General features: G+C 49.2%; 20 protein-coding genes and 1 pseudogene. 12 read left to right on the top strand and 9 right to left on the bottom strand.

The genetic code is table 11. From position 1 onward, the window contains the following. Positions 1–58: 58 nt before the first annotated feature. On the top strand, positions 59–580 hold the full coding sequence (locus A7P97_RS10550; RefSeq protein WP_067530194.1) for a PH domain-containing protein: 522 nt from the start codon (positions 59–61) through the stop codon (positions 578–580). 104 nt (positions 581–684) lie between these two features. Here A7P97_RS10550 and A7P97_RS02125 read toward each other — a convergent pair whose 3' ends face one another. After that, entirely contained in the window at positions 685–1170 is a 486-nt protein-coding gene (locus A7P97_RS02125; RefSeq protein WP_067530922.1) for a YbaK/EbsC family protein, read from the bottom strand. Between the two features lie 656 nt (positions 1171–1826). Between A7P97_RS02125 and ilvC the strand changes: the two genes are divergently transcribed. Continuing rightward, complete coding sequence (gene ilvC, locus A7P97_RS02120) at positions 1827–2840, top strand: ketol-acid reductoisomerase (protein ID WP_067530193.1); 1014 nt, start codon at positions 1827–1829, stop codon at positions 2838–2840. Positions 2841–3323: 483 nt separating this feature from the next. Further along, positions 3324–3683: pseudogene (locus tag A7P97_RS09580) on the top strand (methylenetetrahydrofolate reductase); the annotation flags it as partial. Between the two features lie 129 nt (positions 3684–3812). Here A7P97_RS09580 and A7P97_RS09965 read toward each other — a convergent pair. The 6 genes from A7P97_RS09965 to A7P97_RS02095 form a co-directional block, all read right to left on the bottom strand. Further along, complete coding sequence (locus A7P97_RS09965; protein WP_125080441.1) at positions 3813–4589, bottom strand: hypothetical protein; 777 nt, start codon at positions 4587–4589, stop codon at positions 3813–3815. Positions 4590–4637: 48 nt separating this feature from the next. Beyond that, positions 4638–5258, bottom strand: coding sequence for an N-6 DNA methylase (locus A7P97_RS02105; RefSeq protein ID WP_067530190.1), 621 nt, complete (start codon positions 5256–5258; stop codon positions 4638–4640). Positions 5259–5277: 19 nt separating this feature from the next. Next, positions 5278–5643: an N-6 DNA methylase gene (locus A7P97_RS09960; protein ID WP_185737532.1), complete on the bottom strand. Its 366-nt coding sequence runs from the start codon at positions 5641–5643 to the stop codon at positions 5278–5280. A gap of 320 nt (positions 5644–5963) precedes the next feature. Next, positions 5964–6299, bottom strand: coding sequence for a hypothetical protein (locus A7P97_RS09955; protein WP_125080443.1), 336 nt, complete (start codon positions 6297–6299; stop codon positions 5964–5966). A gap of 208 nt (positions 6300–6507) precedes the next feature. Continuing rightward, positions 6508–7308 carry a site-specific DNA-methyltransferase gene (locus A7P97_RS02100; protein ID WP_067596298.1) on the bottom strand — a complete coding sequence of 267 codons (801 nt, stop codon included), beginning with the start codon at positions 7306–7308 and terminating at the stop codon, positions 6508–6510. Beyond that, positions 7305–8327, bottom strand: coding sequence for an IS1595-like element ISEisp1 family transposase (locus A7P97_RS02095; protein ID WP_067530188.1), 1023 nt, complete (start codon positions 8325–8327; stop codon positions 7305–7307). Before A7P97_RS02095 ends, A7P97_RS02100 begins: the two co-directional genes overlap by 4 nt. A gap of 197 nt (positions 8328–8524) precedes the next feature. Between A7P97_RS02095 and A7P97_RS02090 the strand changes: the two genes are divergently transcribed. The 3 genes from A7P97_RS02090 (at position 8525) to A7P97_RS02080 (ending at position 10398) form a co-directional block, all read left to right on the top strand. Continuing rightward, positions 8525–8863: a CidA/LrgA family protein gene (locus A7P97_RS02090; RefSeq protein ID WP_067530187.1), complete on the top strand. Its 339-nt coding sequence runs from the start codon at positions 8525–8527 to the stop codon at positions 8861–8863. Beyond that, on the top strand, positions 8860–9555 hold the full coding sequence (locus A7P97_RS02085; protein ID WP_067530186.1) for an LrgB family protein: 696 nt from the start codon (positions 8860–8862) through the stop codon (positions 9553–9555). The genes A7P97_RS02090 and A7P97_RS02085 overlap by 4 nt, the downstream gene beginning before the upstream one ends. A gap of 327 nt (positions 9556–9882) precedes the next feature. Next, entirely contained in the window at positions 9883–10398 is a 516-nt protein-coding gene (locus A7P97_RS02080; protein ID WP_067530185.1) for a hypothetical protein, read from the top strand. Between the two features lie 64 nt (positions 10399–10462). Here the strand turns inward: A7P97_RS02080 and A7P97_RS02075 are convergent, their stop codons facing one another. Then, positions 10463–11092 (bottom strand): DUF4189 domain-containing protein, encoded by a 630-nt coding sequence (locus A7P97_RS02075; RefSeq protein WP_067530184.1) that lies wholly within the window; start codon positions 11090–11092, stop codon positions 10463–10465. 359 nt (positions 11093–11451) lie between these two features. Between A7P97_RS02075 and A7P97_RS02070 the strand changes: the two genes are divergently transcribed. Then, on the top strand, positions 11452–13215 hold the full coding sequence (locus tag A7P97_RS02070) for an acyl-CoA dehydrogenase (RefSeq protein WP_067530183.1): 1764 nt from the start codon (positions 11452–11454) through the stop codon (positions 13213–13215). A gap of 140 nt (positions 13216–13355) precedes the next feature. On the opposite strand, the gene A7P97_RS02065 is transcribed toward A7P97_RS02070, so the two are convergent. Continuing rightward, positions 13356–13784 carry a PH domain-containing protein gene (locus A7P97_RS02065; protein WP_067530182.1) on the bottom strand — a complete coding sequence of 143 codons (429 nt, stop codon included), beginning with the start codon at positions 13782–13784 and terminating at the stop codon, positions 13356–13358. A 196-nt stretch (positions 13785–13980) separates the two neighbouring features. Between A7P97_RS02065 and A7P97_RS02060 the strand changes: the two genes are divergently transcribed. From A7P97_RS02060 to A7P97_RS02035, 5 genes are all read left to right on the top strand, one after another. Continuing rightward, a complete protein-coding gene (locus tag A7P97_RS02060) occupies positions 13981–14784 on the top strand; it encodes a DNA ligase (protein WP_067530181.1) in 804 nt (267 codons plus the stop codon). 183 nt (positions 14785–14967) lie between these two features. Further along, positions 14968–16563, top strand: a complete 1596-nt coding sequence (locus tag A7P97_RS02055; RefSeq protein ID WP_067530920.1) for a glycosyltransferase family 39 protein — start codon at positions 14968–14970, stop codon at positions 16561–16563. A 211-nt stretch (positions 16564–16774) separates the two neighbouring features. Next, a complete protein-coding gene (locus A7P97_RS02050; protein WP_067530180.1) occupies positions 16775–17614 on the top strand; it encodes a hypothetical protein in 840 nt (279 codons plus the stop codon). Between the two features lie 78 nt (positions 17615–17692). After that, entirely contained in the window at positions 17693–18049 is a 357-nt protein-coding gene (locus A7P97_RS02045) for a hypothetical protein (protein ID WP_067442764.1), read from the top strand. Between the two features lie 814 nt (positions 18050–18863). Continuing rightward, positions 18864–22217 carry a pilus assembly protein gene (locus A7P97_RS02035; RefSeq protein ID WP_082887567.1) on the top strand — a complete coding sequence of 1118 codons (3354 nt, stop codon included), beginning with the start codon at positions 18864–18866 and terminating at the stop codon, positions 22215–22217. Positions 22218–22639 lie beyond the last annotated feature (422 nt).

The following is a 22639-nucleotide window of genomic DNA, read 5'->3' as shown; positions in this document are numbered from 1 at the left end:
TTTACTTCTCTATGTAATATGTTAAAATTCTGTAAATTTTAACTAAGGGGACTTAATTATGAGAACACAGCAAGAAATTCAACAGATGCTACAAGCCTGTGGAGCAATGGATTTTTTTGGGACAAGAAAAGAAGTCAAGGAACTGCCTAACGTTATTCAAGATGATGAAACTATTACTTACGCAACATCTGGCATACTAAACGGCAATACTTGGCTTATTGTTTCCACAAACAAACGAGTAGTTTTTCTAGACAAAGGAATGATATTTGGCTTGAAGCAAGTAGAAATACCTTTGGATAAAATCAACTCAATAAGTTATAAAAAAGGACTTCTTCTTGGCGAGATCACTATTTGGGACGGTGCTGCGCCTATGGGGATAACAGGTGTGACAAAACAAACTCTTGCCCCTTTTGTAGAAGCAGTAAACAAATCAAGAGAAGAGTTAAATCAATTGAGGACACAGCTGTCATCTCCTCAATTATCTGCAGCCGATGAAATATTAAAATTCAAAAACCTACTTGACCAAGGCATACTAACCCAAGAAGAATTTGATAAAAAGAAAAAAGAACTGCTGGGTTAATTTATCAATTCAAATTAACTCGAAAGGGGTACGCTATCAAGAGCACCGCCTGAAAATGCGCAACACAGTTTTCAGATAGCTTTTTATACGTCAAACAAGCAACCTCAATCCACCGCCACTTCCACCGGCTGCGCGTTCAGAGCGGCGAGGGCGGGGGCGGGGGCAACGGTTACAAACAGGCCGCGGCCGCCGCCGTTGATATACATCAGCGGCAAATCCCAGATGCTGCGTTCGGCATACACGGACAGCGCGGTGCGGCAGCCGAAGGGGCTGGTGCCGCCCACAAAATAGCCCGTCCATTTGTGCGCCTGGTCGTGCGCGGCCAGCTCCACGTGTTTCATACCGAGCTGGCGGGCAAGGTTGCGGGTGGAGATTTGGCGATCGCCGTGCATCAGCACAATCAGGCCTTTTTTGTGTTCGTTAATCAACACGATGGTTTTAACAATCTGGTGTTCGTCGATGCCGAGGCACTCGGCGGAATGCGCCGTGCCGCCGTGCTCTTCATAGGGATACTGCATGGCGGTGTGCTCGATTTTGTGTGCACGCAGAAAACGGATGGCTGGGGTAACAGGGTGGTGGGGTTTGCTCATAATAAAGGTTTCATCGATGGATACAGCAACCAAAAAACACAGGCCAGGCAAAACTGCCGGCCTGTGCTTTCAATATGTCTCAGACAGTTTTTCAAACTATAACTGAACTGAGACTATCCCCGCAATTAACAGCGGCCTGCTGCATGCGATACTTCGTTACATAGCCCTTGATCACCACGGGCGGGAGCTGCCCGACTACTGGAGCACCCACCTGAGCAAACAGTATCAGAAGTGGTTGAGGGTATAGCTTTCAGTAATCATCACATACAACTGCCGAAATCCGGCAAAGCAGATACAAAACACGCCGGCGAGCAGGAAAATCAGGCCGAGCTCTTGGCGGCTCATGGTGTGGTTTTTTGAAAAATTTGCTCAGGCAGCATTAATAAGATTACCTGAAAACGTAGTGAAGCGGAGTTTCTACGAGGTCAAATTAGACAATATGCCTAAAAAACATTACATTTTACCTTTCCTCGAGCCTATTTTGAAAACTTGTCTAAAAACGCTGTCGACTTGTCAAAATTCGGGTAGCATGCATCATCTAAATACATGCGACGGTGCCTTTACCTGCCACCGCTATGTCCACCTGCCAGCCCGCCGCACTGCATAACGGCCGCGCCGGCTACCCTGTTTAACCGAATCCCCAAAAAGGAATCCACATGCAAGTTTACTTCGATAAAGATGCCGACCTCTCCCTCATCAAAGGCAAAACCGTGGCCATCATCGGCTACGGCTCGCAAGGCCACGCCCACGCGGCCAACTTGAAAGATTCAGGTGTAAACGTGATTGTCGGCCTGCGCAAAGGCGGCTCCTGGAACAAAGCCGAAGCCGCCGGCTTCGACGTGCGCACCGTGGCTGAGGCCACCAAAGCCGCCAATTTGGTGATGATTTTGCTGCCGGATGAATCCCAGCCCGCCATATACCGCGCCGAAATCGAGCCCAACCTGAAACAGGGCGCCGTATTGGCCTTTGCTCACGGCTTCAACGTGCACTACAACCAAATCGTGCCGCGTGCCGATTTAGACGTAGTAATGATTGCCCCCAAAGGCCCAGGCCACGCCGTGCGCAGCGAGTTCCTCAAAGGCGGCGGCGTGCCCTCACTGATTGCCGTGTATCAAGACAAAAGCGGGAAAGCCCGCGACATCGCCCTCTCCTACGCCGCAGCCAACGGCAACACCAAGGGCGGCGTGATTGAAACCAACTTCCGCGAAGAAACCGAAACCGACCTGTTCGGCGAACAAGCCGTATTATGCGGCGGCGCGGTCGAACTGGTGAAATGCGGCTTTGAAACCCTGGTGGAAGCCGGCTACGCGCCCGAAATGGCCTACTTCGAATGCCTGCACGAGCTGAAACTGATTGTGGACTTGATGTACGAAGGCGGCATTGCCAACATGAACTACTCCATTTCCAACAACGCGGAATACGGCGAATACGTTACCGGCCCAGAAGTCATCACATCTGCCACCAAAGAAGCGATGAAAAAAGCCCTGTACCGCATTCAAAGCGGCGAATATGCCAAAATGTTCATTCAAGAAGGCGCCACCAACTACGCCAGCATGACTGCCCGCCGCCGCCTAAACGCCGCCCACCAGATTGAAAAGGTGGGTGCACAGTTGCGCAGCATGATGCCTTGGGTTACCAAAAACAAACTGGTGGATCAGAGCAAGAACTAATTATTTGCAAGTGATTGCTTAAAAAGTAGGCTACCTGAAAACACAGTGCAGCGTAGTTTCTGCGAAGCTAAATTTCAGGTAGCCTTATTTGTCTGATTTCCGTCTTATTAAACTAAACACGGTGCTTGTGGCGCGAACGATTGTGGCTACAACGGCAGAAAAATGGCTAAGCTGATCAATCGGTGGGGATTGTTTGATTTAGGTTTCCAGATTTTAAAAAATGGTATAGGCTACCTGAAACGCCTCACTCCGTTTCGGATGAACGGTTTCAGGTAGCCTATCCCTCAACATGGATTCCTTATCATCTACTCACGCCGATTTTTCAATCCGCCTCCCTTGCCTAAATCCCCGCTACCGTATCGTCTTTACTTCCGTATTCATTTTCTCCACCATCATGCAACACAATACTCTCGGCTTCGAATTTTCCCTACCCGCACGCCCGAAGGCCGCAAAAACAGAAAATCACCCGCAACCAATCTAATAGTGGCTGCCTACTCCGAATACCACCTGCAATCGTTCAACACCGAAGACAACATCCAAAGCTTCGTGCACAAAGTGTAAAGCCGGCGCCGATTCCGCCATCATTCAGTTTTTCTTCAATGCCGAGCCCACTTCTCCAAACTCACCTGCTTCGCCGATATGTTCGGCACCGAAATCTCACGCTGGCTGCGGCTGAAGCTGCAATCCTATGCCGACGACACCGCCTCCATCAAAGCCTTGGGGCTGGACGTGGTAACCGAAATGTGCGGCCGCCTCCTGCGCCACGGCGCCCCCGGCCTGCATTTCCACACCCTCAACCAGGCCGGATTGTCTTCCACCATCTGCCAGCGTTTGGGCTACTAATCCGCCCTTTTTCAAAGGCTGTGTTTTAAGATACTGTTGATCTGTAAAGATTAGGTTGTATCTAATATTTGATTAATTTAAAACAAAACACAATTAAGTAATATCTTTAAACAAATAACATCTTAATTTTCAATTATCTTTTACTGATTTTATGATATTGTAGATTTTTAATAAACTATCATAGATAGTTTTAGGGTCTAGTTCGATATTAAAAGCATTTAGTACAGCCCTATCAAATTCAATGCGGTCTTCTTGCTGTAATTCATTAGGAAGGTCTAATACATTGCTATTTAAAATAGATTGGAATTTAGCTACTATTTCTGAAACCTGCTCTTTAGATAGTAAATTAGGATCCAGTATCATTAATTTTTTTGCTATTGTTGTCGAATTTAAATCCAATGCACCCGAACCTCTACCAAATCCAATGCTTTCAATATAAAATAATGAAAGCCCACTATTTAATAAAGCATGTAGTAGATCTAATTTTTCTGTATCTTTTACAGCTAGACTAATTAATCGTTGATTAACAAAAGAACGTTCTTTAAGTCGATAGACACATATTTTCTTATCGGGATTCATTGATATAACCATATCAGCTAAAGTATTTGGTTTCATTTCGTACCAAAAATGATTGTTCCGTTTTAAAACCTCAATGAGTGGTTTTCCTTTCTCATTTGTACCATTTTCAAATTTAGAAATCCATTCTAATGCACCATAATGTTTTTTTGCTTTTAATGATTCAATAGGTTCTGAACAGCAAAATGCTTCTTTTTTTGCTTGCCAGATTAAATTATCAGGCAAATCTTTTGAACTCATCACAACTGGCTTAATATAACTAGATTCAATTTGATGTTTACTTTCAGGATAGAACATCTTATCCCACCCACGGCGTTCGCCACGAGCCACATTAATGTAATTGCTAACATTCTTTAATTTTTCTGAAACTAAATCAATTCATTCAAGATTACTAAATAATGCATTCCAAGAAATCCCTAATTTCTGAAGTTTGTCTATATTTCTAACTGTATGGGTTGCCTTTGACAAATGTATGGATTGTATTTTGGAGCTTAGTGTTGCTGTAATCATTTCTTTTAAAACAGGCTTATTCCAATCCTTAATTAAGGTATTTGTGGTTATAAAATCTATTCCATATTCAGTATATTGAGTAGTTTTCTCCAAAATTAGTAAGGTAGCTACTACATCCGCATTTCCAAACCATTTTCCTTTTGATGAGCAGATTACTTTTAATACTTTAAAATGCTTTAATAAATTTTTCTTAAATTTCTCTCCCCATTCGTTTGCTAACCAAGAATTAGATATAACAACCCCAATTCTTCCGTTTTCTTCAATTAAATTAGAAAGATGAAAAATGATATAGACATATAAATCTGATTTTTTACTCAGTTCTATGTTGTTTAATTTCATACTATTAGGAATTTCTGCTGTTTCAAATCTCACAAATGGTAGATTAGAAACAACAGCGTGCATAACTGGTAGTTCTTTTATTACAATTTTCTCAACAAACGGATCTACAAAGGAAATTTCAGAATTTGTTTGTAATTCAAAAACATCCATTTGAAATACTTGAACAAGATTACCTAATGCTTGTGGATCTGAATAATGCAATAGAACAAAGTTGTAATGGGTATGAAAACTTATCACTAGCCCATACTTGATTTAAAGCCTCACAAGGTTGGATTTTGCATTCTCTTTTAATTTGGTAGATTGCCTTTGGAATAGTGCCACTTCCACAACAAGGATCAATTATATTCGCTGTACGATTTTTAACTGTTACACCAACAAGAAAATAAGCTAAATTTATTGGAGTGGAAAATTGTCCAACAACTTTCTTTCGTGAATGCAATAAAGCAGAATCAATAACATTATACAAATAATTACTATCTATTCTCTCAAATCTAATCTCTTTTAATAGTTCGTTTAACTCTAATAAGTAAGACAAAAACTTATCCCCAATATATCTATCCCCTACATTAGAAAGGAACACATTCAAAAATCACACTTCTCTGTAATTTTTTCGAATGTACTTATAATATTATCAATCGATGAATTTGGAGTTAGATCGTTAATTATTTCAGCATTTGAGTTGAATGTTTTTAGGTAGTGAGAAAATAAAAGCCTGTTTACCCAAGAAAGGATAGAAAAGTCAGCTAGTACAGAGTACTTATTTGTATCTTTTATAGGATTTTCATTGATCCACTCTGTAATCTCTATATCAAAATCAGAGTTTTCAATTGCATTGGATTCAAAATTATGTAACAGTTATTGCTTAAAACTCTTTAAACTATCCACATATAGATTTGAGCTTAACTCTAATAAACCAATAGTTTTGTAGTGTGAGTTAGAAATTATTTTTGATATATAACAAATTATATCTTCAAGAAGACATATCCATTTGTCTTGATTCCTTTCTACGTCTTCCCTATTAGTAATTGTTGATTCAGTCCAAGTTCTATTGATAGAAAAACTGTTATTCTCCCTAACATAAAGTACGGCTTCTCTTGCATTCCATAAAAGAAATGAATTTAATCCAAGTTTATTGGCTTTTAGTTTTGCATTTTCTATTAATTCGTTATCCGTTACTGGTGTATCAGGCATTTTTAATTCCCATCCTTGAATAACCTCACCAACCCTCTCATTTCCATATAACAAAACATCAGGAAAAAGATTTTTCTTACTATTATCTTTTAAAGTTCTCTCTCCACCAGCTTTTTTACAAAAAGATTATTTTTAGAACAAAATAAATTAATGTGACTAATTACATCAATACCCCAAGCTCGTTCGTTGTAATTCAATTTTGCTGTGTTCATCTTACAACCCTTACGCTTGCACCGATTTTATTCAATCTATCTAAAGCCAAATCAATATAATCAATGAGTTTACCTTTAAATAACGTAGCATTTTGATTTTTTTCGATTCCACAAAAATATCTATTTTCTAATGCGGCTGAAACTAAAAAGCTTCCACTTCCAAATGTGTTATCTAAAATAAGATCATTTTCATTTGTGTACGTTTTGATTAGGTAACGTCCCAACTCAACAGGTTTCTGTGTTGGATGCAAAACTTTGCCTTCACTTTCTGCTGTTTTGAAATAAATTACATCAGTTAGGCATCTACCTCCATCACTTTTTACCAAGTGCGGTTTGAAATCTCCATAACTACCTGTTAGCTGATCTTTTCTAACCCCTTTATTGTATGGTTCACCTTGTTTCATTTGCGGGTTATAAGTAGGTTGCTTCTCATAAAAAACACAAATATCTTCATATTTTCGCAAGGGTTGTTTTTTAGCATTAAGAAAATTGGTTGGCTTTGATTTTTCCCAAACAATTTTATACTTGAAATTCTTTTCATTAGATAGAATTAATTTTGCTGTAAATATACCTTGTGAAGTTAAAATAATAGCTCCACTAGGCTTGACAATTCTATTATATTCTTCCCATAATAAATTGAGATCTATTACACTATCCCACTTATTCTGAGTTGTGCCATAAGGCAAGTCGCATAAAACCATATCCACAGAATTATCAGGAAATTTTCTCATAATCTCCAAACAATCTCCTTCAAATAACGTATTTTGCATATCTTGAATAGAAATCTGTTTATTCATTTTATTTCCCAAATTGGCAATGCAGGACGTTTTGCAATTTCAACCGTTCTACTTTGACAGAATGTATTGCGAATAAAGTCGAACAGCACTACTTCTTTGTTTGCTTTAGTATCTTTTGCAAAGTTCACAAAATTATGATAAACAATGTAGTTATTCAGATATTTTGTTGCCACACCCTTGAAAGTACCAAAGATTAAATCTTTTAGGCGTTTGTGGTAATTGTTTACCGTTTGAATATTAGAGATCCCGTTTTTGTATTTGTTTCTCGGAATCCGAATATGATTTAAACCCATGTCAAACGAGAGTTTCTGGTAAGAACAGAGCGAATCGGTCACAAACACTGAATCTTGGGCGACTTTACCGCCTAACACTTTCTGTAAATCGGCTACATCTGGACGACCTAGATTGGCTATCTTAGCAATAGATAAACCATTCAGATTGACACCCACTGGAACACAAACCTGTTCTTTAGATAAACCACGTTTAGTCGCCGCTGTTCCTCGCTTATGCGGCGGACGTGGTAAATTAAAATTTTTGTGATTTCCTTTATATGAAATCGTAGTAAATGTTTCGTCAGCTTGCACGACACCATCTAATTCTACTTGTTCCATCATTTTTTGCAGAGCATCTAAGATTTTATGTCGCCAAGCAAAAGCGGTTGCCAAGTTGATGTCGCAAATTTCCGCACATTTTCGGAGTGGGTATTTTTCGATCATACAATGAACATACTTTTCCAATACGGAAATATCTTTTTTCATACTAAATAATATAGTACCAGTTTGTTCTACAAAAGTTTTACGGCACGCTTTACATAAATAACGTTGATTGCTATTTGCTTTGCCATTTTTCACAAAATGAGTAGATTGGCAATGTGGACAGGTTTTCACTTCTCTTGGTTGAATAACCTTTTGAATCGTAGCTTTGCTGCTTGCAATTTCACTTAGAAACTGTTGCTTGTCTGTATCGGAAAGATTTTCAAAGAGTTGCTTAAGTACATCAATATCGTGAGTGATTTTCATAAAACAAAATCCCTATAACCATCTGAGTGTATAGGGATTATACCAGAATTGGGTAACTATATCAACAGTATCTTAAAACACAGCCTTTCAAATAGGGATGAAGGCTACCTGAAAGGTTTCAGGTAGCCTTCATCCCTTCTGAGCGCCCGTCCGGTGCTATAATTCGCCCTTTCCAACATTAGCTTAGGCCAGTAACCATGTTACGCGCACTCATTATCGTTTTCGCCTGCCTAGCCGCAGGCGAAGTGCTTTTACACCTCACCCACCTCAAACTGCCCGCCAGCATCGTGGGGCTGCTGATTTTGTTCGGCCTGCTCCAAGCCGGCTGGGTGAAGGAGGCCTGGTTCAAACCGATGACCGAATTCCTCATGCAGCACATGATGCTGCTGATGATTCCCGCCTGTGTGGCATTGATGGATTATTTTTCCATCGTGGCGCACGATTTCTGGTCAATTGCCATCGCCACCGTGGCCAGCAGCGTGCTGGTGCTGCTCTCCAGCGCGAAAACGCATGAAATACTGAGGAAACACAAATGAGGGAAATCGCCACCAACCCCATTGTGCTGGTTTTGATGATGCTCGGCCTCTACCGCCTCAGCCTGTTTTTGCGCCTGCGCAGCGGCAGCCCGCTGGCCAACCCGCTGATGGTGAGCACGCTTTTGGTAATAGGCTACCTGAAACTCTTCGGCATCCGCTACGACGATTTCATGCAAACCGGCCGCATGGTCGGCTTTTGGCTGCAGCCGGCCATCGTGTGCTTGGCCATCCCCATGTATCAGCAATGGCCGCGCATCCGCAGCCAATGGCTGCCGATTGCCGCCTCGCAGCTGGTGGGCAGCGTGGTGGGGATTATGAGCGGCGTGCTGTTTGCCCACTGGCTGGGCGCTAGCCACGACGTGAGCCAGTCGCTGGCCGCCAAATCGGTTACCATGCCGATTGCGCTGGAAATTACCCACGTGCTAGACGGCATCCCCGCCGTTTCCGTGGCCGCCGTGCTGCTGGCCGGCCTCACCGGCCAGTTTATCGGTTTCTGGATTCTGCGCCACAGCCACATCCGCAACCCCATCTCGCACTCCATCGCGCAGGGCACAGCCTCGCACGCCATCGGCATTGCCGCCAGCCTGGAAATCAGCGGCCACTTCGCCGCCTACGCCACCCTCGGCCTGATCTTCAACGGCATCCTCACCTCCTTCCTCGCCCCAATTATCGTGCCGCTGCTCGGCGTTTGAGCTGGCCGCGCAAACCAAAGGCTACCTGAGAATATCGCAAAGAGTACGCACAAAACGCCGGCAAAGCTGCCATTTTTCAGGTAGCCTCCATCCATTAGGCTACCTGAAAAACAGCCCGCCTCCCCCTCCTCACGCATTCACCCGCCATGCTCCTCTTCCCGCCCGCCCTCGCCAGCTTTATCGCCACCATCCAAGCCAAGCCCGACAACAACGGCTATTTTCCCCCTGCATTTCCCTAAAAATGCCGATTTAGCCGCCTTCCAAGATCCCTACTACAAAGAAAACACCGCCCTCTCCGCCAGCCAATACGTCTTCGCCCTCAACGCCATGGGCGACCCCTTCATCATCGACTTAAACCAAGCCGCAAAAGGCTTTCCCGTTTACTTCGCCTGGCACGACCAAATGCAACCCGAAGCCATCGCCGGCAGCCTGGCCGAGCTGGCGCAACATATCCAACACATCCGGCAACACGCCGCCCGCAGCCCCGAAGCCGCCGCCCAATACATCGCCGATTATTGCAACACCGCCGCCTCCTTCTGGCGCGAAGTGCAACAATCCTTTGCCGAACACGAGCGCCTTGCCGCCGAAATCGCCCGCTGCGCCACCCCGCCCAACGATCCGGACTACGTTTTCGGCGACATCATCGTTTCCCATCCCGGCCGGCAAAGCACCCGCCTCGCCGCCGGCCTGAAAAAACACCGCGGCCTCAACACCGCCCAAGCGCTCGCGCTCAGCAAATCCCCGCCCTTCGTGTATTGCAGCGGCATCTGGAAACACATGAAAAACCACCTCGCCGAACTGCAGGCAATCGGCGTACAGGCAGAATTTGTGCCCAAGCCCTAAGCAAAGGCTACCTGAAACGGTTTTCCTGTTTTCAGGTAGCCTTGTCAGCCTCAAACGGCAGGGTTTAGCGCTGATTGTAAAGACTGTGGTCGTAGCCCACGCAGAAAGCCGTGCCGTTTGCGCCCTTGCCGGTATGCGCGCCTGTGTAGAAACACCTGCTTCTTGTAACACCATGTACCCGCTGGCAGGCCTGCATGGCTTGTTGTGCCGCTATTTCGTCGTCAGGATTGATACCAACGAACAAGTCGTTTGTATCTCGCGGATTGTCCGTTGCTTTCACCACAACCGCACAAGTATTGCTAAAAGTGGCAAATACATGACAACTGGAAGAATTACATATTTGTTTTGCGCGTTCAATGGCTCTTTCTTTAGAAGGGTACCCTCCAGGCCATGTGATGGTATCTTTATCAAAATTCCAAGCCAAAGCCATCCAAAACGGCGTGCGGCGCAGTTCCGCGATTTCGGCTTGCACCTTTGCCTCGCGCTGCTCCCAGGCGCGTATTTCAGCGGCGGTGGGGCCGCGGTTGATCGGCTGTTGTGTTGCTCCTCTTCTTGCACGGGCTGCATTATCTGCATCCGTCTGCATACCTGCTCTGGTGTGTGGATCTAAATTCTGTGCCCAAGCCAAGCCCGCGCCGCCCAATAGCACTGCCGCCAACACGCCCGCTGCCGTGTTTATCATGGTTTGCTTCATCTTGCCGCTCCTGTTTGGAAAGGGGAATAAGGGTATTGCCGATGATCGGATTGTAACAAAAAACAAGATATTGTAAACATCTATCCCGCTGCTTGAAGGCTACCTGAAAGCACACGCTTCAACGGAGTTCACACGCTTCAACGGAGTTCACACGCTTCAACGGAGTTCAAACGCTGCAAACCTGCGGCTTGCCGCCTCTCCCACAGCGAGAAGAAACAGGTTTTCAGGTAGCCTCCAACTCCAACCAGCCTTTTGCCGCCCATCAGCCCCGCCGCACAAAACCCGCGCCCGCCATACCCAAGCCTGCGCGGATTTGCTATGCTAGCCCGTATCTTTTCCCTACTACAAAGGAGCCTTCCATGTCCTACCGCGCCCCCGTAAACGAACTCTTATTCGCCCTGCAAACCCACGGCAACCTGGCCGAAATCGCCCAATGGTATGCCGAAAGCGGCCTGGACGAAGACACCGCCGCCGCCATCATCGAAGAAGCCGCCAAGTTCAGCGAAGAAGTATTCCTGCCCACTGGCCGCACCGGCGATTTGCACGGCGCACGCCTGGAAAACGGCAAAGTCATCACCCATCCCGACCTTGCCGCCGCCTACCAAGCCTTCTGCGAAGCCGGCTGGCCCGGCCTGCGCGCCCCGGCGGAATATGGCGGCCAAGGCCTGCCTGCTGTGATTTCCGCCGCGTGCGAAGAAATGTACTACTGCGGCAACCTCGCCCTCTCGCTGCTGCCCATGCTCACCGTGGGCGCCATCGAAGCCATCATGCGCCACGGCTCCGAAGAGCAGAAGCAAACCTTCCTGCCCAAAATGAGCCAAGGCCTCTGGAGCGGCACCATGAACCTCACCGAGCCGCAAGTCGGCACCGACCTCTCCCAAGTAGCCACCAAAGCCGTGCCGCAGGAAGACGGCAGCTACCGCATCAGCGGCCAGAAAACCTTCATCACCTGGGGCGAACACGAACTGACCGAAAACATCATCCACCTCGTGCTCGCCCGCCTGCCCGGCACCACCTCCGGCGTGAAAAGCCTTTCGCTGTTTATCGTGCCCAAATACAAAATCAAGCCCGGCGGCAGCATCGGCGAGAGAAACGGCGTATCCGCCACCGCCATCGAACACAAAATGGGCATCCACGCCAGCCCCACCTGCGTGATGCAGTTCGACGAAGCCGAAGGCTACCTTATCGGCAAAGCCGGGCGCGGCCTGCTTTATATGTTCACCATGATGAGCCACGCCCGCCTGGGCGTGGGCATCGAAGGGCACGCCGTGGCCGAAGCCGCCTACCAGCAGGCACTGGCCTACGCCCACGAGCGCATCCAAGGCAGCGCGCCCGACGGCACCCCGCTCACCATCATCCACCACCCCGACGTTGCCCGCATGCTGCTGGTGCAAAAAGCCACCATCGCCGCCCAGCGCGCCCTGTATCTCCAGGCCGCCGCCGCGCTCGACGCCTCGCACCAACACCCCGAACCCGCCGCCAAAAAAGCCGCCAAAGGCCGGCTCGACCACCTCATCCCCATCGTTAAAGCCTGGTGCAGCGACAACGGCACAGTACTCGCCAACCTCGCCATGCAGGTATTCGGCGGCGCAGGCTATATCGAAGAAACCGGCATCGCCCAGCTCGTGCGCGACGTGCGCATCACCGCCATCTACGAAGGCACCAACGGCGTGCAGGCCGCCGACCTCGCCCGCAAAACCGTGTCCGACAAAGGCAGCCTCGTGCGCACCCTGCTCGCCGAAGCCCAGCAGACTGCCAACGAGCTCGCCACCATCGAGCCCGCCACCGCCGAACCGCTCCGGCACGCCCTCGAATTGGCCGAACGCAGCACCGCCCTCCTCGTGCAGCAGCACGAAACCAACCCCGCTGCCACCGCCCTCAACGCCGCCGCCTATCTGGAGCAAATCGCCCTCACTCTCGGCGCGGCCGCCCTGGCGCAAAACTTCCTCGCCGCCCGCAACGCAGAAGCACGCTTCGGCAGCGCATTCTGCCAAGCCCAGCAGCACACCGCCCGCGCCTACCTCGCCTACGTACTGCCCCAAGCCCACGCCTGCGCCGAACGCATCCGCCAAGGCGCCGAGCCCCTGCTCGCCGTGCCGTTTGAAGCCTTCGCTTCGTCTTAAAGCACGGCATAGCAAAGGCTACCTGAAAACGCAGAACCGCTTTTCAGGTAGCCTCTAAAATTGTAAAAACTTAAGTAAACAACTCCGACTCAATACTTCTATAATTAATACAACCTAACAAAATTGTAAATGGTTAGCGGTTATTCAAGAAGTTTAGCTTGCTCTTCATCCAATAGATTGTTAACTTGCTGCCTGAATTCTTGCGGGCGCGCGATATAAGGGATAGGAGCCTGTCCTCCACCTGTTCCACGCACTCCTACAGAACCGAAATTAAACATTCTACCAATGACCCCTTGATTCACAACAATACTCTCAACTTTATTCAGATTTAACTCAATAGTCTGCCTACGAATAAACCCAAACTTAGCAATAACTCGTTTGTTGGTTAGAGCTAACTCTGTAGACATAACATTAATTGCTGCAAAAATGAAGAATATAACCCCAGCAAACATAACTGGGAGCAGTATGATACCGATTATAAAATACCAAATTTGGGATAACCATGATACTTGTGCTCTATAAATAATCTGCTCTCCTCTGCCTAAATTTGCCTCAATATAACTGGCCATAGAATAAACCCCCTTTAACTTTAAATTAAGCAACTCACCTGTCAAAAAATGTAAGTGTTAGTATATCATCCCTATTCTGCATCATGCTACCTGAAGCCAACTTTACCTTTACATAATTTTCTTTTTCGCTACACTAACGAGAATGTATCTGAGATTAACTGCCTGACCTACCAATACCTGAAATTGCCCACATACCATGAAATCACTCCTCGTCCTCGCCGCCCTTCTATTCGCCCCCGCCCTGTACGCCGCGCCCAACCTTATCTTGGCCAAAGAATACAACGGCCAGAACATTGCCGGCTGGGCGATGAGCGAAAAACTTGACGGCGTACGCGCCTATTGGGACGGTCGCAAACTCATCAGCCGCCAAGGCCACCCCTTCTCCCCGCCAGCCGGTTTCACCCGCGATTTCCCGCCCTACCCGCTCGACGGCGAGCTCTACAGCCGGCGCGGCGCATTCGAGCAGATTTCCGCCGCCGTCCGCAGCGCCAACGGCGATTGGAGCGGCATCAGGCTGCACGTTTTCGATGCGCCGCAAGCCCCGGGCAACCTGTATCAGCGCCTCGCCCTCGTGCAGCGCCACCTCGCCGCCCATCCGCAGGCCAAAATCGCCGTCATCCCGCAAACCCCCGTGCGCGATGCCGCCCATGCCCAACAATTCCTGCGCCAAATCGAAGCCCAAGGCGGCGAAGGCGTGATGCTGCGCAACCCCAATATCCCCTACCAAGGCGGCCGCAGCGACAACCTGCTCAAGCTCAAAAGCGCGCACGACGCGGAATGCACCGTTACCGCCCACCACGAAGGCAAAGGCCGCAACGCCGGCCTGCTCGGCGCCGTGTCCTGCCGCAACGAAACCGGCGAATTCCGCATCGGCTCCGGTTTCAAAGACGCCGACCGCCGCAACCCGCCGCCAATCGGCAGCCGCATCACCTACAAATACCGCGGCTTCACAGCCAAAGGCACCCCCCGCTTCGCCACCTACCTGCGCCGCGCCAACTGAACCCGGCAGGCTACCTGAAAGCCGGTAAACGCAGCCACACCAACCGGCGGCACAGCACCATCCTGCCCTGCCATATCCTCACTTCGTAGCCGCTCCATTTTCAGGTAGCCTCCCGCCTATCCACCCCCGCCCCGCACTTTGCTATACAATAGCGCCCAATTTGAATTTCCTGCCAAACATCCCATGCTAACCTACGTTCCGCCCGAGCAACGCCCCGCACCGCCCACTTACGAGCGGCCCTGGCTTTTGCTGCTGCTGGCTTTTGTCTGGCTGTGGCCGGGCGTGTTCGCGCACGATTTGTGGCAAGACGAGCCCTTGGTGTATGCGGTCATCCGGCAGGCGGTGGAGGGCGGGCAATGGTGGCTGCCGCAGGATGGCGGGGCGCTGTTTTGGGATGTTCCGCCGCTGTATATGTGGCTTTCCCTGCTGTTTTTGAAACTGTTCGGTCATCTGCCGCCGTATGAGGCGGTGCGCATGGTGAATGCCTTGCTCGCGGCGGTGTCGCTCGCGGCCATGGGCGGCGCGGGGCGGATGCTTTTGGGGCGGCGCAACGGGCGTACGGCGGTACTGGTGCTGATCGGCTGCCCGGGTCTGCTGATGATGAGCCACTTCATCGGCGGGCAAATCGTTACCCTGTGCGGCTTAAGCCTGAGTTTCTACGCGCTGGCGATGGCGCGGCAGAAAACGGTGAAGGCGATTGTACTCACGCTCTTGGGTTGGACGGTATTGTCGCTTTCAGGTAGCCTGTTGCCGCTGTTGGGCGTGATGCTCACCACGGCGCTGTTGCTGCTGGATTCGCATTGGCACAATAAGCGCTTCTGGCTCACGCTTCTGGCGGCGGCAGGGCTGACGCTGCCTTTGCTGTTTGTGTGGCCGCTGGTGCTCAATGGTCTGTCGCACGAGGCCTTCCTGCAATGGTGGCGGTATCACGCGCTCGCGCCGTTCGGCGGCTTCGCCCGCTTGGATTTCGGTTTTTCCGCCGCTTATTATCTGAAAAACCTGCTGTGGTTTGCCTTCCCGGCCTGGCCGCTGGCCTTGTGGACGCTCTACCGCCAGCGCCGCCTGCCGCGCCACGGCTGGAACAGCCTGTGCCTGATTTGGCTGGCTGTGTTCGGCCTCGTGCTGGCCTCCTCGCCGCAGCACATGGAAGACAATTTAATGCTGTTGTTGCCGCCTTTGGTGTTGGCGGCAGCGGCGCAGGCCGACCAGCTTCGGCGCGGCGCGGCGGCGTTTTTCAACTGGTTCGGCATTATGACGTTCGGCTCGCTGGCGCTGTTTGTGTGGCTCGGCTTTTTCGCCATGAACTTCGGCTGGCCGGCCAAGCTGGCCGAGCGTGCGGCTTATTTCAGCCCGTATTATCAACGGGATATCGATTACTTCCCGGTTATCGTGGCCGTGTTGTTCACACCGGTGTGGCTCTTGGCGATTACGCGCAAATACGTGCGCGGCAGGCAGGCGGCTACCAACTGGGCGGCCGGGCTCACGCTGTGCTGGTCGCTCATCCTCACCCTGTTCCTGCCCTGGCTGGATGCGGCCAAAAGCTACCGGCCCGTGGTGCAGCGGCTGGAAGCCGAGCTGCCGGCCGATGCCTGCGTTTCCGCACAACACGCCGTGGTGCGCCATGCCTGGCAGGAATACGGCCGCTACCCCTTAGGCGAAAACTGCCGCTTCGCCGCCACCCTGCGCCACGAGTCCGTACCCGATGCCGCCGAACTCGCCAGCGCCAACCGCCCGCGAGAGAAACACGAGGCATTTGTGTTGTGGCAACGGCAAGAATAATTTAAAGGCTACCTGAAAATTCAAACGGGCATAGCCCTCATAACTATCGCCTTCTCATCTGCCTTGCGCTATGATTCGACATCCTGCCCGGCCGTAGCCGGATATATGCCTTCCCGCGCCCCAATCCGGTAGATTAGGGGACAGCCAAATAGCTGACAGGCTACCTGAAACCCATCAAACCCATTTCCCACAACGCCATAAAGCAAACTCCATGAAACTCAAAACCCTCGCCACCCTCGCCGCCGTCCTTCCCGCACTCGCCATCGCCGCCCCCGCCAAACCCTCATCCGGCCGTGCATCCCAATCCAAACCCGCGCAGAGCAGGCCTCAAGGGCGCGCTTCCTCCGGCAGAAGTTCATCTTCCAAACCGCAAGACAACAAACCCCAGCGCGGCCGCAACAGTCAAAACAGAACCCAAGACAGCAACAAACCAGCCAACGGCCGCGCCAATTCACGTCAGCAGCAGGATGCCAAACCCGCCCGTGGTCGCAACAGCCAAAGCAGGGAGCACGACAACAACAAGCCTGCTAACGGCCGTGCACGCTCACGCCAACAACAGGAAACAAAACCTGCCAACACCCGCACCAACGCCCGCCAGCAGCGCAATACCGGACACAACGCCACCCAATCCCCAATCCGGCACAGCCGGCCAACCCGCCGGCAAGGTAACGAACAACCCGCCCACACCCAAGAGCGCCCGCAGCCTAACCCCGAGCCACAAGACAACAGCCCGCAAGACAGTGCCCAAGCTGCCGAACACGCTGCCGCAAAAGCCCAATGCCTGCGCTACGTTGTCGATGGCAACAACCTCTCCGCCTTCACCCAGGCCTGCCGTCCCGATGCCGCCACCGAGGAGCGCTACCAAACCGCCTTCAAAAACACCCAGACCCAATTTGAGCACGACAGCTGCCTAGACATCGTCAGCGAAGACGAAGCCCAAGCCGCCATCAATCTTGAACTCAAGCGGCTCGGTCAGACCAGCCGCCTGTTCTGCCCAGCCGTCAAAGACGAACTGCCTGGCATTGCCCACCGCTACCGCAATGTCAAATAACTCACAGGCTACCTGAAAAACTGAAAAGCAATTTTCAGGTAGCCTCTTCTTCCTAGCCACATACAAGGAACTCCTCCAATGAAACTCCGTACCCTAGCCCTCCTTACTGCCGCCCTCCTCCCCGCCCTTGCCCAAGCCGAGCCCGTCCAAGCCAGCAAACAGCAATGCCTGGGCTACCTGAAAGATGGTTTCCAAATCACCATCCACACCTTTGCCTGCGACAGCACCGCCGCCCAAGACGAACGCTATAAAAACGCCTTCTTCGCCGCTATGAAACAGTTTGAGCAAGGCAGCTGCGAAAGTCTGGTGAGCAAAGCCGAAGCTCGCGCCTTCCTCAACAGCCAAACTGCAGGCAAAGACCACGAACAATACTGCGCTTCCATCAAAACCCCCGTACAGCGCAGCCTGCAACGCTACAACAGTAGCAACCGATAAACGTCTTGCCACCGCATTTTTCAGGTAGCCTCCACACTTGAATGAGGCTACCTGAAACCCCTTTGGGGAGAAAAAATGAACCCTGGTGCCCCAAATGTCGATGCCGCCCGATTGGCACAGTTTGAACTCGGCACTATCTGGCAATCAAGAATCAAGGCTGCCCAAAACCGGTAAGAATGGTTTCAGGCAACCTGTTCACCGCCTCTCCACCCCGCCCTTTCTGACAAACAACGGCAGGCAATCTTTGCAATATCCGCCATACGCCGTTTGCTAACAGCAAATTGGGCAAACCCACAGGTCAGAGTGACTCAATAAACAACCACAACACTCAGGCTCTCCGGCAATGGACAAAAAATCCTGACGCCCAAGAAAGGCAAAAACAGCAGATAACCAGAAAAGTTACCTATTAACCAAACTATTGCAACAACAACCCCGCCAAGCCTCAGCCGGTGGGTGAAGCGGGTTCGTAAACTTCCCAAGCCATCAGGCAATCTCCCAATCCTCCTGATTTTCTATACCTTACAAGTTTCCTAATTTAAGCCAACTTGCCAAAAAGACCAAGAACGCTTTATCATACTGCTTATGTACCAGTTATTTTTAAAAATTTGTTAATCCTTCTATCCGCAAGCAGCATGGTATCGAAATTGCTTGCCATACAAGGTAGCGCATTCCGTTCTCGGTATGGCAGTTATTGGCTAAATTTAACAAAAATTCAATCAATCAAAATATAACGTGTTTACAGGACGCACCGAATTCGCCCAGTAAGACTAGGGCTTACACGGTGTCTATATATATATCCGCGGGAGTTTTAAAAATGAAAACCACAACGAGAAAACAGCAAGCCAACGTCGGAAAAAGAATCACCCCGACTTATCAGGCATTGGTAGCCGCCCTGATGGCGGTTTATGCGCCACAAATACTCGGCAACACCCATTTTAACGGTGTAATTGAAGAGAATTTTTCCGGCGGAACAACCACCAACAAATGGTTGATGCCACTGCCTGGGGACGGATTTGCAAACTCATGGGCTCCATCTTCTCCTTCATCAACAGTAATTAATAGTGCTTGTCTGACTGCGGGAACTCAATCATCCAAACCTACAGCTACAGTTGCTGGCTCTCCTCCTAGATGTACCGGGGTTCGGGATAATCTGGGCAAAGGGGTCTTGCGCCTAACTCCTGCACAACACCAAGTAGTTGGCGGTATTGTTTCAGATTTCACTTTTGGCACCCAAGAAGGTGTGGAAATTACTTTTATTACCTACACATGGGGCGGTAGTGGTGCCGACGGTATGACATTCTTCTTGGCCGATGGTAGTAAACCAGCTACGTTAGGGGCGTCAGGGGGTTCAATTGGTTATTCATGCAGTAATGTAAACCCGATTTTTAGTGGTGTTTATGGCGGATACATGGGTATCGGTATTGACGAATGGGGCAACTTTGTTTTCCGCAATGACAACACCTCTACCGGTGCGCCAGGCTTGGGCCAACGTCTGCCAAATACGATTGGTATTCGCGGTGCGGGCTCCATTAATCATACCTATATCAGTAAACATTTGTTGCAGGAGATTTATACTAAGTTTGGGTGGGGTACTGTACCTGCATCCGTACAAAACAACTGGACTAACTTATGGGCTTCCAGAAATGGGTTCGGTGCTGGGGGTTATAGCGCCCCATCTTATCGCAGATTTATTGATGTATGCAAAACCGGGCAACTAACCATTGACTCTGCGTACCTGCCTGCGGGTAGAGGATCTCTTGTATTAAGTGATAAAGCAACAGATCCAAGATTAAAATTATATAACTATCAGTACTTTGCCCATAAAAATTTACCTCAGCGATTTGCCACAGAATCTGCCCGTTCGCGTGACCAAGCAGTTCCAATGTTATATAAAATCCGTATCACGCCGAACGGCAAAGCTAGTGTATGGATTAGTTATAACGGTGGTGATTTCCAACCGGTAATGACAGATTTTGATATTGTAGCTGCAAATGGGCCTCTGCCAGAGAGCTTTCGCTTTGGGTTTATGGGGGCAACAGGTGGTGCTCACAACAACCACGAAGTCTTGTGCTTCAAAGCCACCCCGGCCACTCAATCTGAAGGTTCTGCAGACGTAAATCTGCCTGATGCAAAATTAGCATCTGATTCACAGGTTTATCTATCTTTCTTCAACAAAGTGCACTGGTATGGCAACTTAACGGCACAAAACATTCTCCGTAAACCCAATGGAACTTATGCGGTGCAGCCTGATGCCAACTGGGATGCTGCGTGCGTTCTAACCGGCGGCCCATGCGAGAAAAAAGGTAACCGAATTGTTAATAAACAGCCCGTGCGTAAATTCTTTACTTGGACTGGTGCAGCGGGTGCCGCATTGGAGTGGTCAAACATCAGTCCTTCGCAACAGGCTGCCTTGTCATCCCCTGGCGAGCCTGCCGGCATGGGCGAAGCCAGATTAGCCTATCTGAAGGGCGATACAAGCCGGGAAGTCGGTCAGCCCAACGGCGTCTTCCGTCCCCGCAAAAAACTGTTAGGCGACATCATCAACTCCAGCCCGGTATGGTTAGGATATCCGAATAACAAGAATTATCTATCTGCTCCCCGTTGGCGCGATGCGCGTTATCTAGGCGCAGCCATGCAGGAAAACAATGGTCAACCTTACACCACCTTTGCCAATTCGAACCGCACACGCACCAATATTGTGTATGCGGGTTCGAATGACGGTTTCCTGCATGCCTTCCGCAGCGGTAGCTATAACGCAGCCGGGCAATTCCAGACCGCAAACAATGACGGTCAAGAAATGTTTGCCTACATCCCCGGTGCTGTACTATCACGGATTCACAATAAAACCAATGCAGGCTTGGATCTCTTCAGCCCACAATATGCCCACAACTACTATAACGATGCCCCAGTAGGCACTGGAGACGTGTTCTACGGAGGTTCATGGCACACTTGGGTTATGGGTGGCTTGGGAGCCGGTGGCGATACCATCTATGCTCTGGATGTTACCAACCCCGATTCCTTCAATGCATCCAATGTAATAGGCGAATGGTCTCGCTCTTCCGGAGGAGAATGGAGCAATTTGGGTAACACCTACGGCACACCCGTCTTCGGCCGTTTCCATGATGGCAACTGGGGCGCTGTGTTCGGTAATGGCTGGTGTTCCACCACTGATGCTGCCAACGGTAACTGTACCGCCTCCAACGGTCCGGCTGGTATTTATGTAATGTCCATCAACCAAAGTACTGGTAAGCCTTCTTTCAAATTCATCAGTACGGGAGAAGCAGGCACACCTGATGCTCCCAACGGTATTGCTTATGTTACCCCTGTGGATTTGGATGGGGACAACATCTACGATTATGCTTATGCAGGTGACATAAAAGGCAATGTGTGGCGCTTTAACCTTCTATCCCAAAATAGTAATGGTTGGACTGTGCAACCGCAAAAGCTCTTTACTGCCCCCGCTGTTCAACCAATTTCCACCAAAATTATTGTAACCCGCATGGGACGGAATGGTGCATCTGGCGACGTTATTCTGAACTTTGGTACAGGCATGCGCAAAGAGGGTTACTTGGGTACAAAAACCACTTACGCCACCGGCCAACAAAGTATCTATGGTATCCGCGACAAAACGGCTTTGGCTTTTAATCCTGCTGCTGGAACCACTGTGGCTCAAGTAAATCATAGCCAAATGCAAGCACAAGTAATACATGAGGGTGGTAAAAAAGATCAGTTGAGTAATATGAACGTTGATTGGAATACCAAATCAGGTTGGTATTTAAACTTAACTCGAGTAACTATCAATGGCAAAGTTGAATATGAGCAAGTAATTTACAACCCCTACCTGGAGAGAGGTAAATATTTGATTGTAAATACTTTCATTGATGGTAGTAACCCGGCTTTATCTTGTAACGTAATTCAATCTTCTGGTTATACTTATCCGCTGAATGCGGTAACTGGCTCCGGCTTGAGAGGCTTCTTCGATGGCAACTTTAACGGCTCCTCATACCGCAAACAGCTGAATGCAGTGGGTTCTCCTCTCTTGTTGAAAACAACCGACGGTAAATTGCTGCTCTTAACAAAAGATAGCCAGGGTAATGTGAACTTGCACGAAGTTTACTTGCCAGAAACCCCCTCAATCCGCCGTATCTCTTGGCGCGAGATTTTCTAAGGCTGTAAGTAGCAAAGCCGTCTGAACTATTCAGACGGCTTTTTTTATATGGGAGGATGCTTAAAATTACTGGGAGCATTAGCTAGCCTTGCCTGATTCTGCACTACTGCGGCTTACCGTATTGTATGAAAAATTAGTTCAATGGACAAAAGGATGGGTTTCCCATCTCTTTTGTCCTTTCTCTAGCCATAAAATAAAATTATTATAAATAGTCTTTTAGTACATAATTTCATCCCAGCCTGATAGTGATTTTAGCCTTTATTTTCACTAAATTTTCTCTCCAATATATTGATAACGTTAGGCATCATCAGTTCCTTACTCTTTGCAAAATCACCCAGATACGGCAGGTTGCGCTTCAGACTGCCATAAGCACCTCCCTCAGATTTTTGTAGGTGTAGCACCACTCTTCTTCCCCCGTTTTC

It is taken from the genome of Eikenella sp. NML070372, assembly GCF_001648415.1.
Lineage (GTDB): Bacteria > Pseudomonadota > Gammaproteobacteria > Burkholderiales > Neisseriaceae > Eikenella > Eikenella exigua.
Note: the sequence above shows the minus strand (reverse complement) of the source record. Positions and strands in the feature narration are given on the sequence as shown.

Excerpts from the sequence above, each read along its gene's own strand:
- A7P97_RS02075 (WP_067530184.1), bottom strand. The coding sequence starts at position 11,092 with ATGAAGCAAACCATGATAAACACGGCAGCGGGCGTGTTGGCGGCAGTG.
- A7P97_RS02125 (WP_067530922.1), bottom strand. The coding sequence starts at position 1,170 with ATGAGCAAACCCCACCACCCTGTTACCCCAGCCATCCGTTTTCTGCGT.
- A7P97_RS02055 (WP_067530920.1), top strand. The coding sequence starts at position 14,968 with ATGCTAACCTACGTTCCGCCCGAGCAACGCCCCGCACCGCCCACTTAC.
- A7P97_RS02085 (WP_067530186.1), top strand. The coding sequence starts at position 8,860 with ATGAGGGAAATCGCCACCAACCCCATTGTGCTGGTTTTGATGATGCTC.
- A7P97_RS02080 (WP_067530185.1), top strand. The coding sequence starts at position 9,883 with ATGGGCGACCCCTTCATCATCGACTTAAACCAAGCCGCAAAAGGCTTT.
- ilvC (WP_067530193.1), top strand. The coding sequence starts at position 1,827 with ATGCAAGTTTACTTCGATAAAGATGCCGACCTCTCCCTCATCAAAGGC.
- A7P97_RS09955 (WP_125080443.1), bottom strand. The coding sequence starts at position 6,299 with ATGCCTGATACACCAGTAACGGATAACGAATTAATAGAAAATGCAAAA.
- A7P97_RS02105 (WP_067530190.1), bottom strand. The coding sequence starts at position 5,258 with ATGGATGTTTTTGAATTACAAACAAATTCTGAAATTTCCTTTGTAGAT.
- A7P97_RS02060 (WP_067530181.1), top strand. The coding sequence starts at position 13,981 with ATGAAATCACTCCTCGTCCTCGCCGCCCTTCTATTCGCCCCCGCCCTG.
- A7P97_RS10550 (WP_067530194.1), top strand. The coding sequence starts at position 59 with ATGAGAACACAGCAAGAAATTCAACAGATGCTACAAGCCTGTGGAGCA.
- A7P97_RS02045 (WP_067442764.1), top strand. The coding sequence starts at position 17,693 with ATGAAACTCCGTACCCTAGCCCTCCTTACTGCCGCCCTCCTCCCCGCC.
- A7P97_RS02070 (WP_067530183.1), top strand. The coding sequence starts at position 11,452 with ATGTCCTACCGCGCCCCCGTAAACGAACTCTTATTCGCCCTGCAAACC.
- A7P97_RS02035 (WP_082887567.1), top strand. The coding sequence starts at position 18,864 with ATGAAAACCACAACGAGAAAACAGCAAGCCAACGTCGGAAAAAGAATC.
- A7P97_RS02090 (WP_067530187.1), top strand. The coding sequence starts at position 8,525 with ATGTTACGCGCACTCATTATCGTTTTCGCCTGCCTAGCCGCAGGCGAA.
- A7P97_RS02095 (WP_067530188.1), bottom strand. The coding sequence starts at position 8,327 with ATGAAAATCACTCACGATATTGATGTACTTAAGCAACTCTTTGAAAAT.
- A7P97_RS02065 (WP_067530182.1), bottom strand. The coding sequence starts at position 13,784 with ATGGCCAGTTATATTGAGGCAAATTTAGGCAGAGGAGAGCAGATTATT.
- A7P97_RS02100 (WP_067596298.1), bottom strand. The coding sequence starts at position 7,308 with ATGAATAAACAGATTTCTATTCAAGATATGCAAAATACGTTATTTGAA.
- A7P97_RS02050 (WP_067530180.1), top strand. The coding sequence starts at position 16,775 with ATGAAACTCAAAACCCTCGCCACCCTCGCCGCCGTCCTTCCCGCACTC.